Origin of the sequence: Parabacteroides sp. AF39-10AC, assembly GCF_003635405.1 — a bacterium.
Taxonomy (GTDB): domain Bacteria; phylum Bacteroidota; class Bacteroidia; order Bacteroidales; family Tannerellaceae; genus Parabacteroides; species Parabacteroides distasonis.
Genome location: NZ_QTLP01000015.1, coordinates 73727 through 88789, shown reverse-complemented (window position 1 = coordinate 88789; position 15063 = coordinate 73727). Strand labels below are relative to the sequence as shown.

The following is a 15063-nucleotide window of genomic DNA, read 5'->3' as shown; positions in this document are numbered from 1 at the left end:
GAGTTAATATGGCAAAGAAAACAGTCGCAGCAAAGAAGAGAAACGTAAAAGTTGACGCTTACGGTCAAGCTCATATTCATTCTTCTTTTAACAACATTATTGTGTCTTTAGCGAATAGCGAAGGACAAGTAATCAGCTGGTCTTCCGCTGGTAAGATGGGATTCAGAAGCTCTAAGAAGAATACTCCTTATGCAGCTCAGATGGCAGCACAGGATTGCGCTAAAGTAGCTTATGATCTTGGTTTAAGAAAGGTGAAAGTATTCGTTAAGGGTCCGGGTAACGGTCGTGAGTCCGCTATCAGAACGATCCATGGCGCAGGTATCGAGGTAACAGAAATCGTTGATGTTACACCGCTTCCTCATAACGGATGTCGTCCTCCGAAAAAGAGAAGAGTATAATTAATTATAGTTTCTTAAACATTGAATCCGGAATTGTGAATAGATTGCATATTGACCTTATCCTCTCTGTAATCGCGGCTGCACGGTTCCAGATTCAAACAGAACATTTAAAAAAATAAAAAAATGGCAAGATATACTGGACCAAGAACAAGAATTGCCCGTAAGTTTGGTGAGGCAATATTCGGTGCGGATAAAGTTCTTTCTAAGAAGAACTATCCTCCTGGACAACATGGTAACTCCAGAAAAAGAAAGACTTCTGAATACGGTATCCAGCTTCGTGAGAAGCAAAAAGCAAAATACACTTATGGCGTATTGGAGAAGCAATTTAGAAACTTATTCGAAAAAGCTTCACACTCTAAAGGTATTACCGGTGAGGTGCTTCTTCAATTGTTAGAAGGCCGTCTTGACAATATGGTTTATCGTTTGGGTATGGCCCCGACAAGAGCCGCAGCTCGTCAGTTGGTTTCTCATCGTCACATTACAGTAGACGGAAGTGTTGTAAACATTCCTTCTTACTCTGTAAAACCCGGTCAGGTTATTGGTGTTAGAGAAAAATCTAAATCCATGGAGGTTATTGCCGACGCATTGTCAGGCTTCAACCACAGCAAGTATCCTTGGATTGAGTGGGATCAGTCTTCAATGAGCGGAAAATTACTGCATCTGCCGGAAAGAACTGACATTCCTGAAAACATTAAAGAGCAGTTGATCGTAGAATTGTATTCTAAATAATAATTGATTTCCATGGCGATATTAGCATTTCAAAAACCCGATAAAGTATTAATGTTGGAAGCGGACAATTTCTTCGGAAAGTTTGAATTTCGTCCGTTGGAACCCGGCTATGGTATTACAATAGGTAATGCTTTACGTCGTATTCTCCTGTCGTCACTTGAAGGTTTTGCTATTACATCCATTAAGATCGACGGGGTTGACCATGAATTTGGTACAATCCCGGGTGTTATCGAGGATGTAACAAACATTATCTTGAATCTGAAGCAAGTTCGTTTCAAGCATATCGTAGACGACATCGAGAATGAAAAAGTGAGTATTACTGTTTCGGGTTCGGAAGTGTTCAAAGCCGGTGATATTGGTAAGCAACTGACTGGATTCGAGATCTTGAATCCAGATTTGGTTATTTGCCGCTTGGATCCGACCGCAAGTTTCCAGATTGAATTGACTATTAATAAAGGTCGCGGTTATGTACCCGCAGATGAGAACAGAGACCCGAACGCAGATATGCATGTGATCGCTATCGACTCTATCTTCACTCCGATACGTAACGTAAAATATTCAATCGAGAACTTCCGTGTTGAACAGAAGACGGACTACGAGAAGTTGGTTCTTGAAATAGCCACAGATGGTTCTATTCATCCGAAGGAAGCGTTGAAGGAAGCAGCGAAGATTCTGATTCATCATTTCATGTTGTTCTCAGATGAAAAGATTGCGATCGAGACAGCGGATACTGAAGGCAATGAAGAGTTCGATGAAGAAGTACTTCATATGCGTCAGTTGCTTAAGAGCAAGCTGGCTGATATGGACCTTTCCGTTCGTGCATTGAATTGCTTAAAGGCCGCAGATGTTGAAACATTAGGTGAGTTGGTTAAGTTCAATAAGAATGATTTGTTGAAATTCCGTAACTTCGGTAAGAAGTCGCTCACTGAACTTGATGAACTGCTTGAGAGCTTGAACCTTTCATTCGGTATGGATATCACAAAATATAAATTAGATAAAGAGTAAGTAAACGATGAGACATAATAAGAAATTCAATCATTTAGGTCGTACAAATACTCACCGTGACGCAATGCTTTCGAATATGGCTTGTTCTTTGATCAAGCATAAGAGAATCTTTACTACGACAGCAAAGGCAAAAGCGCTACGTAAGTATGTAGAACCACTTATCACGAAGTCTAAGGAGGATACAACTCACTCTAGACGTGTGGTATTTAGCAATTTGCAAGACAAATTTGCTGTAACAGAGTTGTTCAAGGAAATTGCTCAGAAGATCGGTGATCGTCCGGGTGGTTATACCAGAATCATCAAGACTGGTAACCGTTTAGGTGACAACGCAGCTATGTGCTTTATTGAGTTAGTAGACTATAACGAAAATATGTTGAAGGATACAGCCGCTAAGAAAGCTCCTAAAACAAGACGTTCTCGTAAAAAAGCAACAGCAGCGGTTACTGAGGCTCCTGCAGCTGAAGCAGCTAGCGAGGAAAAAGCAGCTGAATAAGCAAGTTTTTTACAATCATATAAGAAAAGCGATTCGTATCACACGGATCGCTTTTTTTGTTTATTAGCGAATTGATAAATTTGATGAGTTATAAGGAACATTCCTTGCTTGGCTATTGTTATATTTGTGAAAAAGAAAAGTAAGACATCATTGAACAACTAATAAAACAAATATAGTAATATGGAAATTGTAAAAGTAGTAGGTAGAGAGATCCTTGATTCACGTGGCAACCCGACAGTAGAAGTAGATGTACATTTGGCTTCCGGCGCATTTGGTCGTGCGGCTGTACCCTCTGGCGCCTCTACCGGCGAGAACGAGGCTATCGAGTTACGTGATGGCGATAAAAATCGTTACGGTGGTAAAGGTGTTCTTCGTGCCGTGGATAATGTAAATAAGGTAATCGCTCCCGCCATTTTAGGTATGAGCGCCTTGAATCAAAGAGAGATAGACCATAAGTTGCTGGATTTGGATGGTACAAAGACAAAATCAAATCTAGGAGCTAACGCTATGTTAGGTGTATCGCTTGCCGTAGCGAAGGCAGCGGCTAATTATCTGGATCTGCCTTTATATCGTTATATCGGAGGAACAAATACTTATGTGTTGCCGGTTCCTATGATGAACATTATCAATGGAGGTTCTCACTCCGACGCTCCGATCGCCTTTCAAGAATTCATGATCCGTCCGGTAGGTGCGAAGAGTTTCCGTGAGGGGCTTCGTATGGGCGCAGAGGTTTTCCATGCGTTGAAGAAAGTATTGCACGATCGTGGCTTGAGCACGGCTGTAGGTGATGAGGGCGGTTTCGCTCCGGCATTGAATGGTACGGAAGATGCCTTGAATTCTATTATGGCCGCTATCAAAGCCGCTGGATATGAGCCGGGCAAGGATGTGACGATAGCCATGGATTGCGCTGCTTCCGAGTTTTATCACGATGGTGTGTATGATTATACGAAATTCGAGGGTGAGAAAGGCGCTAAGCGTAACGCCCAGCAACAAGTCGCTTATCTGAGTGAGTTGGTGAATAAATACCCGATTGATTCTATCGAGGATGGTATGGACGAGAATGACTGGGCCGGTTGGCAAATGCTAACCTCCACGCTAGGCGGAAAATGCCAGTTGGTAGGTGATGACCTGTTCGTTACAAACGTAGAGTTCTTGAAGAAAGGTATCGAGAAGGGTTGCGCGAACTCCATCTTGATCAAGGTAAATCAGATCGGTACATTGAGCGAGACATTAGACGCTATCGAGATGGCCCACCGTAATGGCTACACATCCGTGACTTCCCACCGTTCCGGTGAGACAGAGGACGCTACGATCGCAGATATCGCCGTAGCTACCAACAGCGGACAGATCAAGACCGGCTCATTGAGCCGCTCCGATCGTATGGCGAAATACAACCAGTTGCTTCGTATCGAGGAGGAATTGGGTTCCTTAGCTGTTTATGGTTATAAGACTTATAAGAAGTGAAAAAACGGGGCAAGCCTACTAATCGATAGCCGGCCTGCCCCTAACATTTAATGATTATAAATCTATTGCCCTAAATAAGAGAGTGAATGTTGTATCTCTTCTCTAGAGACCGAGAAGTTCCTGTTCCCGGCCAATTTATTTAATACGAGTGTGCCTATGTTTTCTGCGCTTTCCTTATCCGGGAACGCAATTACCGTATCAATAGAGGGAATGGTGGGTTGGTAAATCAACACCTTTCCGTTCATCCTAATCTGGTACCCCCAGCCATCCCCCGATTGAAACGTTTGCAACTCCAGTTGCCGCCCGGGAGAAGACCCCATTTCTTCACCCCGGAAAAAAGATAAATAAAACAGTAATACCGGCAGTACCACTAGGCCCGGTACGAACCAAGCCCGTCCTTTCTTAGTACTCATCATCGTCATATTCATTCGGGTGAAGTTCCCAAATATCATCAAATTGAGTGGTACCACTTTTGCCGGATACTACGAATCCTTTCTCGCCAGAGGAGAAAGATGCTGTCGCCGTACGGGCAGTTCCCTTGAATTTAGCCACGTTTTCCCATAGATCGGTGGCCGGATAATATTTCCAAGTGTCGCTACGTAGGCTTCCGCTCTCACCGCAAGTCAGATAAGCGGCTCTATCAATCACGAAAGCAACCCCGTTCGTACGTGTGATCGTATAATCATCGTCATAATCCTCGTCCGAGGAATCCGATATATCCCTAAGTTGGGTCCATGATTCCGTGCTGGGATCGAATTTCCAGAAATCGTCTACATATTCGCCGTTATTTTGTCCGCAACATACATAAGCGATTCCATTTATCACGAAGCTGGTAGCGCCCTGACGCTTTGTCCCGCCGATACTGATCGTTTGCGTCCAGCTATTTGCCGCCGGATTAAAGGCATAAAAGTCTTTTAGGTAATTCCCGTCGTATCCGCATCCGATATACGCTTTACCGTTTACCCCGAAGGCCACGGCTCCATATCGGCCCGAGCCGGGGAAATCCGCTTTCTGTGCCCACGTATTGGTGGTCGGGTTAAATTCCCAGAAGTCATTCAAGTAATTGGTACCGTCGTATCCGGTTCCCAGATATCCCTTTTCATCTACCGCCATAGCTACGGCCGAATTGCGGGTGGTTCCGGGAAAGTCCGCCTTTTGCGTCCAAGTATCTCGTTCCATATCATATTCCCAACAATCCGATAAACGATTTTTTCCGTCGTTTCCGCAAATCAGATATCCTTTGTTACCGATCGTGAAAGAGGAGGCGTAATTTCGCGCCAATCCGTCCATGTCAGAGACACGGTACCACTTACCGATCAAATCATCGTCATCATCATCACTGCAAGCGCTGATGATGACAGGAAGAAAAGCGATCAAGAATACAAGAATCCTTTTGTGTATCATTCTAACTACGTGTTTTGTTTTTACGGAAGCAAAAGAACGAGGGTTTTACGAGACCCACAAATTAAATCGGTAAACATACGGTTTTTATCGGTGAATAAGCGGGATTTATAGGTTAGGGCCTCGAATGGTTTTGAAATCGGTTTCATCTTCAGTATCGGGCCGTTTACAGAGGAAACCGGTGGGTTCATGGGTTTATCTTGCCGGGTTTTGCGCTAAATACGTTCTTTGCCATCGGATTGATAAAAGATTATTCGCTTATTAAATAAGAAGTATGGTTAGAACATTCTTTGCTTTGGGGTGCTTGATGCTCTGTCTGGGACTGTTTTCCTGTTATGACGAGAACGGTACGTATGGCAGCGATCTGGTGGACTCCGCTTTCCGTAACGTTCGTATAGATACCAGCACGGTCGTAGTGACCTCGGTATTGATCGACTCGTTGGAGACATCCGGTAAGAACGTCGCTTTGGTAGGCCGGTACAAACATTCATTATGGGGAGTCGTCTCGTCGCATAGCTTTATCGCTTATGAGAGACCGAGCTATGGGACTGATCCGGACGAGACGGTCGTACTGGACTCGCTAGTCCTGTCTCTCGCTTTCGACGGTCGCTTTGTAGGAGACACGACCCTCCAACAAACCCTCTCGATTTATCAGCTAACGGAGAAGATTGTCTTAAACGATAACGGGTACTTATATAATAATAGCAGTGTCTCTTACGCTCCCGAGGCTTTGGCGGTCTGCTCATTTAAACCGAAGCCGAAGGGGGGGGAGAAACTGGAAGTCCGTCTTCCCGATGCGCTAGGGCAAGACCTCTTGTCCCGTTTTCACGCACAGGATCAAGCGGTGTCCGAGGAGCGCTTTGAGGATTATTTCAAAGGGGTGGCGATCGTGCCGGACTTGGCGGGAAGCGAGTCTCTGCTGACTTTCACGGTAGCCGATTCCTCCGCCGCTTTAGTCCTGCATTATCATTTATCCGATGAGCTTTCCACGGAGAAGGAATTATGGTTCTTCCCAAATACGGATACCCAGTTCAATCATATCGACCATGACCGTAGTGGAACGGATATGGCAGGATATCCGATGAAAGGAGTGGAGATACCTTCGGCCGAACTTGGTAACCGGGGCGTATTATTCGGAGGCTTGGGTTGGTATACCCGTCTGGAATTCCCGTATTTGAATAATCTGATGCAACAAGGCACGCAAGTGGAGATCGAGAGCGCTTTACTTAAGATTTATCCCGAGCAAGGCACTTATTCGGATTACAATACCTTGCCAGACAGCCTCTACCTATATATCGCCGATGAGAATAATGTAGTGACGGATGCCGTGACCGATTATCTCGGTTCCGAGGTTCAACGAGGTACGCTATCGGAAGACAATACGTTTAACGAGAACACCTATTATTATTTCGACGTGACTCAATTCATGCAAGAGGAGCTAGGTGCCTTTGGCATGTATAAGCATAATCTTCAGTTGGTTTTTAATAGTGATGATTACACCGGTACGTTCAAGAACTTGACGTTTAACGATCAGGGAGGACGTAACCCGGTCACTCTACAACTCATTTATAAGGTCTATGAAAGTTACTAGATACCTTCTTTACCCTTGCCTCTTGATGGCGGCAAGCGCATCCGCGCAGAATACGATGACTTCCTCGCCTTACTCGATGTTTGGACTGGGTGAGATGGCTTCCGGTTTATATGGTCAAAATACCTCGATGGCGGGTGTCACTGTCGGCATGCGGGAAGGGATGCTGATGAATATAGAGAATCCTGCCGGATTGACGGCGTTGGATAGTTGTAAGTTGTTCGCTGAGGCATCTGACTTCGTGAAGAATGAGCGATACCGCTCAGACGGGAGCTCTAGCAGCGCATTCACCGGAAATTTCTCCGCTTTCTCATTGGGAGGGCGTATCATGCGACGGTGGTATATGTCCGCCGGGGTAACTCCTTATAGTTTCGTTGGGTATTATTTTAAGTCCTCGCAAGAGTTGGAAGGATCTCCCGGAACCTTTGTAACCAGTATGTTTTCGGGGACAGGCGGGCTTTCCAAGGCTTTCCTTTCTCAGGGATTTTTATTGACCAAGCATCTATCGGTCGGTATGAATCTTAATTTTATCTTTGGAAATATGACGCAGAATGAGATACAAAGTGCGATGACAGTGTCAAGGGAGATGTCCGGCCGCTCTTTTTACGCCGATTTCGGTTTACAATATCATCGTCCGATCGCCCGGGAAACCTTTCTAACGGTCGGCGCCATTTACGGCTATAAGCAACGGATCTCATTGAAAAACACGGTGACGGTGACGGGAAGCAGCACGGAAACCCCCTATAACCAGAAAAGGGTGACACAATATCTACCTCAATATATAGGTATCGGTAGCTCATTGGCGCATAAGAAATGGACGTATGCGTTGGACTATCTGTTCCGGCAATACGGGGTATTGAACTCGGGCGATAGCCGGGTAAAGTTCCGGGATTCGCATGAGCTACGCTTGGGCGTATGCTATTTCCCGAATGGATTTAGCTCCAGCAGTTATTGGAAACGGATGTCTTATAAAGCGGGTGTTTCCGTTTCCACGCCTTACCTGCGGTTGAAAGGGCAATCCGGCGGGGCGTATCGGGTAAGCGTCGGCTTGGGGTTACCCGTCTTGAATGGCCGTATCAATACGGCGTTTTATTACGATCGTCTCCAATTGCAAGGGAATGCGTTGCGAAGGGATATCATGGGCTTTACGGTGACCTATACATTAAGCGAGAAGTTTTATCAAGTGAAACTTTAGTTACTCTTGAAGAGACAGTTTATTCATCAAGGCTGGCAGGTACGAGTCGCTGATAGGGATCAGTTCCTCCCCGATACGTATCCGCTTACGCTCTATATAATTAATGTGGGAGAGGGATACGATGTAAGAGCGATGTACCCGGCAAAAACGATTCCTGTCCAGAAACTCCTCGAACCGCTTCAAGCTGACTTGCGTGAGCAGGGGCTTGCCATTGATACGGTGTACCTTTACATAATCGCCGTACCCCTCGAGGAAAAGGATCTCTTCCCGGCGGAGGCGAATGATCTTGCTGCCTTCCCGGACGAAGATGGGGCGTTCTGTTTGCTCCTTGCTCAGCGCTTGGTGGACATCGGCCAAAGCCTTGTCCAGTTTCTCGAAATATCCCATGAGCGTGTTCAGGGTCGAGGTGTCTCCGTCGAAAGTGATACATTTCAGCATAGTGTTTTTTACCTTTATTTGTTGTACCGCAAAATAACAGGAAAGTTCGGTGAAGAAAGGTTAAGCACCGATTAGTGGTATAATCGGGTCGGTGAATCGCCTTACGTGAGGGGGTGAAAAGACATTATTCCTCCTCCCTCAGAATCCATTTCTTGAAGATCGGGGTCTTGGTTTTGCTAATGATAATACGTTCGGGGACAGGTAAGGTGAGGTTGACGGACAGGCGGCTCCCGAACCAAAGATCTATATCCTTGATGGCGTTGCGTGAAATGATGAATTGACGGTTGGCCCGGAAGAAAAGCCTCTCGTCCAGTTGCTCTCCCAATGCGTCGAGGGTACGGTCTACGGGATGTTGTTTTCCGTCGAAGGTATAGGCGGTAACTTTCTCGTTGGCCGTATAGAAATAAAGGATCTCCTCAACTGGTAACGGATAGAATTTATCGGCCAGCATGATCAATAAGCTCTTGATCGTGTGGCGACTCTGGATTGTACGGTTCGTTTGCCGGATATGCGCCAGCCTTTCCTCGGTATCGAACAGCCGTAATTTATTCAAGGCCCTTTCCAGCGAGGCCAGCGTGACAGGTTTCAGTAAATAATCGATACTGCTTACTTGAAAAGCCTGTAACGCATACTCATCATAAGCGGTCGTGAAGACTACCGGAGCATCTATCTCCACCTGTTCGAATATCTTGAACGCCGATCCATCCGCTAAATGGATATCCATGAAGATGATATCCGGATGAGGCGATGTCCGGAAAAACTCCACGCTCTCTTCGATACTCTCCAGCTCGGCGATCACTTCGATCGGGGTAACCGTATTTTGCGCTAGGATCGCCTTTAAGCTATTAACGGCGGTAGTCTCATCTTCTATAATAACTGCTTTCATGAGTGAATGGGTTTATTAAGTAAAGGAAGCGTGACCTTGAAATATTCCTTGCGGTTGGAGATCTGGATGTCCTTTCCGGTAAGCATCCGGTAGCGCCCCCATAGGTTCTTCAATCCGATACCGCTACCTTTGCTATCTTCCGACTTAGGATGTATTTTATTGGATATGATTAGTTTGTCCTCATGGGTGGTATAGATATCGATCTGTAGCGGGTATTGCTTGCTGATAACGTTGTGCTTTACGGCGTTCTCGATCAAGGGGAGTACGCTCAATATCGGCAGATACCAAAGTAAGTAAGGGGTATCCGCTTGGATGGAGAAGAATAGTTTTCCCTCGTAGCGCACGCTCAGCAGATAGGTATACGCCTTTACGAATTGAAGTTCTTCCGCTAGCGTAACCAGCTCTTTCTTGTTGCTTTGCAAGATATACCGGAAGACGTTGGATAGCTCATCCAGATAAGCCAACGTCTGTTGTTTTTCTCCGCTCTGTATCAAGGCGTTCAATCCATTTAAGGAGTTGAAGAAGAAATGTGGGTTGATTTGTCCCATCAAGGCGTTATAGGAATTCTGTAACTTCTCGGTCTTCAATTGTTCATATTCCAGTTTCATTTGTTGCTTGCTGCTTAACAGGCGGATTAGTACGGAACTTAGCATAACCGTAAGGAAGACGAAAAGATGCTCCGTCATGAAAGAGTTAGGGACCGTGAAAGGCTTGGGAGGTACCGGTATGCCCCGGCGTTCGGCAGACCTGATGGTTTGCGTAGCCATCCTGCCCCGGTCGATGCGGATCATGATATCCTGGGTAGCTGGCTGGGGCCCATCTTCCCCAAGCCATTCTACGAAAATGGCCGTGTACAAAACCGGCGATAGATGAAACATGCCGTAGGCGATGCTGATACAAGTTACGCAAACCAGCAATACCCTTTTATACTCTTTCCTGCGGAAAAGCTTGTCCCCGAGCTTATACATCAAGCTGTTGACAATAAATAAGATGAAGGAGAACACGAAGAACCAGATTAGCAAATAATACATGGTGCGATCCGGAGGCTGGATACCCATGCTCGGGTTTCCGGTCTCGAACTCATATTTACGCATCAGAAGGGCGAAGTTCACGAAAATACTAAGCAAGACGGATATCGTGAAGCCGATCAATAAGTCGTTTCTTTTTAATTGTAACATAGATAAACCCTTTGTCTGCTTACAAAGATAGGGCTTCCTTATCCGAGCGGGAAAAGGAATCGACGAAACGGATAAAAATATCGGTGAATCGCCCGGGCTTCCGAAAATAATGTACCTTTGCCGGAAATTAGGATCTCTGTCGCTATGACGAAATGGTTTGTCTACATATTTCTGGCCAGTGTCTGCCTGTTGCTTTCCTGTGGCGGTAAATCCGTCCGGGAAAAATTTGCGGAGGCGGACCGGTTGGTAAACGAGAATAACTTAGATAGCGCTGCCTGGCTGCTGGAGGAACAAATAACGCTTTCCGCTCTTTCGGATAGCGATAAGGCAGAGTATGGACGGAGGCTCGCTTGGCTTCATCTCTTGCAGGGGCGCAGCTTAGTGAACGACTCGCTCATCGACTACTCAGTGGATTATTATAAGGAGCATGCCTCGGAGCCTTTACTTTCCGCTTATTTCGTAAAGGCTATTTATATGGGTGATTCCCGGAAGGGGTTGGAACAAAGACGTGCTTTGTACCGAGAGGCGATAGATTCCGCTTATTCCCGTTCGGATTCGACCTACCTTGTACGTTTTTATGACCGATTGACTTCCTTGAGCTTTGGTGAGGGGTTGTATCGGGAAACGATCGCAGACTCGAAGGAATGGGAAGCCTCGCCAAAAGCTGGATTTAAGGAGATGGCCTATTATATGGCCGGGTTGAGTTATAGCCGCTTGCGAATGAGGGACTCGGCGGATTATTATCTTCGTTTGGCCGCGGACTCGGCCTTGGCTAAGAATATCGAATGGTATGCCCATCATTTTGCCCGTAATTATGCGGATTTCTTGTATGATTTTAATCCCAAGGCTTCTATCAGCTATTTACGTTTGTTGGAAGAACGATATCCGGAGCGAGAGACCCCGGGATCCTATGTTATGCCTTGGATCAATCTAGGGGAATTGGATTCTGCCCGGAAGTATATCGAGAAGAATACGTTAGGCTTGGAACTTAGTCACAGTGATGATATAGCCTCGCATGCGCTGAATTATGCCTATCAATTTATATTGGGCGTAAAGGAAAATAAACCGGTGGATATTTCCCGATTAGGGCAATATTGCGATTCTTTGTATACCGTGAAATCCCAAACGGAGAAGGCTGAGCGGGAACGATTGGTCGATCAAAATCGTTTACGCCGAGAAAATCTTCGCTTGGAGATGAGCCGGCAGCGTACGTTCTCTATCTTGGTGATCGTTTCTTTGCTTTCCATATTGGTAGCTGGTGGAGTTTTCTTATATATCCGTAACCGAAGGAACCGTTTGATTGATATGGAGGAGCGTTTGGAAGCCTTGCGTCAGCTCTTGAATGAGTCCAAGCAATCCGTAGCGGAGGAGGAGAAACCCGATAGTGCCTTTTTCCGTAAGGTCTTGTTGCAGCAATTGGGTGTTATCCGCTTGATGGCGACTACTCCCACGCAACAAAATAAGGAATTGCTCCAGCAAATGACTCGTATCACGAATGAGGATGTCCCGGTAGATACGCTTTTGGTATGGGATGACCTGTATCCGATTATCGATGCGGTCTATGATAATTTCCATACGCATCTGGTCCGATTGTCTGATGGGCGTTTGCTGGAAAAAGAAATCCAGCTTTGTTGCTTGCTATGCGCCGGCTTCTCTACCAAGGAAATCAGTGTAGTCACCCAACAAAGCGTCCGTACGATCTATCAGCGCAAGACGGACATCCGCCATAAGCTGGGTATGGACGAGAAAGAGGATATCATCGGCAATATAAGTGCTCAAACGGCAAATATAAACTTTTCTCTCTAAGTCGTTTGCTAATACTTTGTAAATCAGTGTATATGCATAATGCCTTGCACTTTAGTTTCTTGCCTGTATAAATCGATTTTAGCTGTTTCCCTCCTTACATTTGTCTCGAATCAAATTTGAATTTTATGAGAAGACAAGTATTATTTGTGGGATTGATTTGCGTTGCCTTTTTGGTAAACGCACAAGAGGAGAAAACGATCGATTTGGATGAGGTTACCATTCAAGCCTCTTCGATTATAAGGAAGAAAGACCGTCAACTTATATTCCCCTCTAAAGACCAAGTGCGGCGCTCGATGGATGGCTTGGATTTGACAAGGCGGATGTCCTTACCTCGTCTATGGGTAGATCCGAATACGAAAAGTATCTCTATGGCGAATGGAAACGTTCAGTTGCGTATAAATGGCGTGTTGGCTTCTTCCTTAGAAGTCGCAGCCCTCTCGCCGGAGGATATCAAACGGGTGGAATATCACGATAACCCCGGCTTGCGATATGGGGAAGGAGTCGATATCGTCTTGGATTATATAACGATCAAGCGGACTTCCGGTGGAAATCTCGGCGTGGATTTAAGCCATCAATTAAACACGTTTTGGATGGCAGATTATATATATGGTAAGTATAACCGAGGACGTTCGGAATTCTCTTTATCCAGCTTTGCGAACGGACACCGGTATAAAGAGGCATGGCAAGACCGGACGGAAATCTTTCATACCCCAGATGGTACCTTCCAGCGAACACAGGAAGGAATCCCCGGGAGGGATTATGAGATGTATTGGACTACGACGGCGAATTATAACTACACGAAGGATGATGATTATTTCTTGAACGCTAAGCTGAATTTTTATTATTATGACTATCCGCATAACTATAGCAATGCCCTTTTAAGGAATAGCGAGAGCAAGATGACGACCGATCTTATCGATAATAATAAATCCTTGAATACCCGTCCCTCGCTCGACTTGTATTATTTCCGGAAATTACCACGTAAACAATCATTGGCTGTCAATGTCGTGGGAACTTATTCGAATACCGATAGCCGTCATACCTACCGGGAAGAACTGGAAAGTATTCCTTTGACAGATATTTATACGAAAGTAGATGGAAAGCGCTATTCGGTAATCGGAGAGGGTATCTACGAGAAAGAGCTAGAGACCGGTCGTATTTCCGCCGGTTTGAAACATACGCAGGCTTATACGGACAACGTATATTCCGGTTCCGGTGATTATACGACCCATATGACGGAATCTGAATCGTATATGTATGCGCAATACGTAGGAACTTGGAAGAAGTTGGTTTATAACGTAGGTTTGGGCGCCTCCCGTAATTATCTATCGCAAGAAAACTCGGGCTCTTATAATCGGTGGTATTTCCGCCCGCAGGTAACACTTACTTATACTATCAATGAGGTATTATCCGCTCGTTATCGGTATACCCTGCGCAATGTAAACCCATCCTTGTCTGAGTTGAGTAACGTGGAGCAATGGATTGATTCCTTACAGGTTCGTAGAGGTAATCCGGGTCTATCCCCTTTCTTATATCATAACAACGCCGTGGAATTTCATGTGAATACGGCAAAGGTCAAGGCCGGCTTTACTTTCTCTTACCAATACCAGCCCCGCATGGTCATGGAAGAGACCCTGTATGACGTTAGCCGGGGACTTTTTATCCGTACCTACGATAACCAACGGAGTTTCCATCGTTTTACGCCGGAACTGTATTTGAATTATTCACCCTTCGGCGATTATCTGCGCATGAATATCTCCGGAGGCTTGAACCATTTCCAATCGAATGGAAATAGCTATTCGCATACATACACGGATCCCTTCTATGTGATCTCTTTGAATAGCGATGTGAAGAACTTTAATTTTAACCTGTTGATTTATAAGAGAAGCTATAGTTTTTCGGGTGAGACCAGTCGTGAGGCCGATCGTTTTAATAGGTTGGGTATCGGTTATAGAATCGGGAAGGTTCAGTTAAGCGCTTCTTTCTCTACCCAATTTACCTCATCCGCCCGTTACCGGAGTAAGAACCATTCAGCGATCGCTCCCTATGTGACCGATCAGCGTTTTGGTGATATTTATCCGGGCTTCGAGATTGGATTCTCTTACCACTTAGATTTCGGTCGCAAATACAAATCCGTGGATCGTAAGTTATATAATTCAGATAATGAATCGGGTATATTGAATAGTCGGAAGTAAGTTACATCTATATTGTCGATTACGTGTTCGCGGCTTTCAGTATGCAATATATCATAATTGGGTAGGATATAGTTCTCTATCATTCCTACCCGTTTCATGCGTGCGAACACCTCTTGATAAGGCTGCCCCAATTTGCGTGCGGTTCCTTCTATACAAAAGGAAGCGAACGCTAGCTCTATTTCTGTTTGCGATAGTTCGATTTGTTTATCCATTTTTCCATGTCGCTTAGATGAATTTGCTTTAAATGTACGTAAAAAGCGGCTCATGCGATAAAATCCGTGGATGAA

At 45.3% G+C, this 15063-nt stretch carries 15 protein-coding genes; 9 read left to right on the top strand and 6 right to left on the bottom strand.

What is annotated here, in order from left to right; all coding sequences use genetic code 11:
• Positions 1-8 precede the first annotated feature (8 nt).
• The 5 genes from rpsK (at position 9) to eno (ending at position 4089) form a co-directional block, all read left to right on the top strand.
• Entirely contained in the window at positions 9-398 is a 390-nt protein-coding gene (gene rpsK / locus DW033_RS14600; protein ID WP_005634781.1) for a 30S ribosomal protein S11, read from the top strand.
• A gap of 123 nt (positions 399-521) precedes the next feature.
• Positions 522-1127 carry a 30S ribosomal protein S4 gene (rpsD, locus tag DW033_RS14595; protein ID WP_122382870.1) on the top strand — a complete coding sequence of 202 codons (606 nt, stop codon included), beginning with the start codon at positions 522-524 and terminating at the stop codon, positions 1125-1127.
• A 12-nt stretch (positions 1128-1139) separates the two neighbouring features.
• Positions 1140-2132: a DNA-directed RNA polymerase subunit alpha gene (locus tag DW033_RS14590; protein WP_005867125.1), complete on the top strand. Its 993-nt coding sequence runs from the start codon at positions 1140-1142 to the stop codon at positions 2130-2132.
• A gap of 7 nt (positions 2133-2139) precedes the next feature.
• Positions 2140-2625: a 50S ribosomal protein L17 gene (rplQ, locus tag DW033_RS14585; RefSeq protein WP_005867127.1), complete on the top strand. Its 486-nt coding sequence runs from the start codon at positions 2140-2142 to the stop codon at positions 2623-2625.
• A 180-nt stretch (positions 2626-2805) separates the two neighbouring features.
• Positions 2806-4089 carry a phosphopyruvate hydratase gene (eno, locus tag DW033_RS14580; protein ID WP_005867129.1) on the top strand — a complete coding sequence of 428 codons (1284 nt, stop codon included), beginning with the start codon at positions 2806-2808 and terminating at the stop codon, positions 4087-4089.
• A gap of 62 nt (positions 4090-4151) precedes the next feature.
• On the opposite strand, the gene DW033_RS14575 is transcribed toward eno, so the two are convergent.
• On the bottom strand, positions 4152-4505 hold the full coding sequence (locus DW033_RS14575) for a DUF4907 domain-containing protein (RefSeq protein ID WP_008778715.1): 354 nt from the start codon (positions 4503-4505) through the stop codon (positions 4152-4154).
• The gene (locus DW033_RS14570; RefSeq protein ID WP_122382869.1) at positions 4492-5493 is read right to left on the bottom strand and encodes a kelch repeat-containing protein; all 1002 of its coding nucleotides are present in this window, start codon (positions 5491-5493) and stop codon (positions 4492-4494) included. Before DW033_RS14570 ends, DW033_RS14575 begins: the two co-directional genes overlap by 14 nt.
• Before the next feature lie 271 nt (positions 5494-5764).
• Here DW033_RS14570 and DW033_RS14565 point away from each other — a divergent pair, with 271 nt between their 5' ends.
• Positions 5765-7081, top strand: coding sequence for a DUF4270 family protein (locus tag DW033_RS14565; protein WP_036633109.1), 1317 nt, complete (start codon positions 5765-5767; stop codon positions 7079-7081).
• Positions 7068-8273, top strand: a complete 1206-nt coding sequence (locus DW033_RS14560; protein WP_122382868.1) for a hypothetical protein — start codon at positions 7068-7070, stop codon at positions 8271-8273. Before DW033_RS14565 ends, DW033_RS14560 begins: the two co-directional genes overlap by 14 nt.
• Here the strand turns inward: DW033_RS14560 and DW033_RS14555 are convergent, their stop codons facing one another.
• The 3 genes from DW033_RS14555 to DW033_RS14545 form a co-directional block, all read right to left on the bottom strand.
• Positions 8274-8711, bottom strand: a complete 438-nt coding sequence (locus tag DW033_RS14555) for a LytTR family DNA-binding domain-containing protein (RefSeq protein ID WP_008773747.1) — start codon at positions 8709-8711, stop codon at positions 8274-8276.
• Between the two features lie 124 nt (positions 8712-8835).
• Entirely contained in the window at positions 8836-9597 is a 762-nt protein-coding gene (locus DW033_RS14550) for a LytTR family DNA-binding domain-containing protein (RefSeq protein ID WP_122382867.1), read from the bottom strand.
• Positions 9594-10775, bottom strand: coding sequence for a sensor histidine kinase (locus DW033_RS14545; protein WP_005867144.1), 1182 nt, complete (start codon positions 10773-10775; stop codon positions 9594-9596). The genes DW033_RS14550 and DW033_RS14545 overlap by 4 nt, the downstream gene beginning before the upstream one ends.
• 117 nt (positions 10776-10892) lie before the next feature.
• Here DW033_RS14545 and DW033_RS14540 point away from each other — a divergent pair, with 117 nt between their 5' ends.
• A complete protein-coding gene (locus DW033_RS14540; protein WP_227154221.1) occupies positions 10893-12581 on the top strand; it encodes a LuxR family transcriptional regulator in 1689 nt (562 codons plus the stop codon).
• A gap of 125 nt (positions 12582-12706) precedes the next feature.
• The gene (locus DW033_RS14535) at positions 12707-14776 is read left to right on the top strand and encodes an outer membrane beta-barrel protein (RefSeq protein WP_122382866.1); all 2070 of its coding nucleotides are present in this window, start codon (positions 12707-12709) and stop codon (positions 14774-14776) included.
• Here the strand turns inward: DW033_RS14535 and DW033_RS14530 are convergent.
• Complete coding sequence (locus DW033_RS14530) at positions 14683-14988, bottom strand: DUF3791 domain-containing protein (protein WP_005867147.1); 306 nt, start codon at positions 14986-14988, stop codon at positions 14683-14685. The genes DW033_RS14535 and DW033_RS14530 overlap by 94 nt on opposite strands.
• Positions 14989-15063 lie beyond the last annotated feature (75 nt).